Annotated in this window: 1 pseudogene; it reads left to right on the top strand. The window is 49.2% G+C overall.

From position 1 onward, the window contains the following. Positions 1–453 (top strand): annotated as a pseudogene (locus A3761_RS27295) (flagellin); the annotation flags it as partial.

A 453-nucleotide genomic window follows, 5' to 3' on the forward strand; every position in this document is an offset into this window, starting at 1 on the left:
CTAGCGCAAATATAGAGGATATTGCAAACCTACAGAGTGTTGCCAACTCAATAAACTTGAGCTCCGGTCAAACTGGAGTTGAGGCTATCTTTGACGGCAACCCAACAGTGGGTATCCAGCTTGTAGCACAAGATGGCCGCAACATCATTTTAGAAGACGACGGAGCTACTACCGAATCAGTCGGCTTAGGCGTTGATGGAGTCTATACAGGTACATTTACTTTAATATCTAGTGATGGAGGCCCGATTGAACTCGACAGCACAACCGGCTTTATATCCAACACGGGACTGGCAGTTGGCACGTTTAGCGGCAGCAATAGTGGCGCTATCGGATCTACAGTTGGCGCTAACGCCCTAGCAACGGGCGACCTTGTATTGAACGGTGTCCCTGTTGGCCCATCTCAGGCTTCATTTGATACAGCTTCCAGCGGAAACCAGTCATCTAGCGCCATAT

The sequence above is a fragment of the Oleiphilus sp. HI0123 genome (assembly GCF_001635315.1).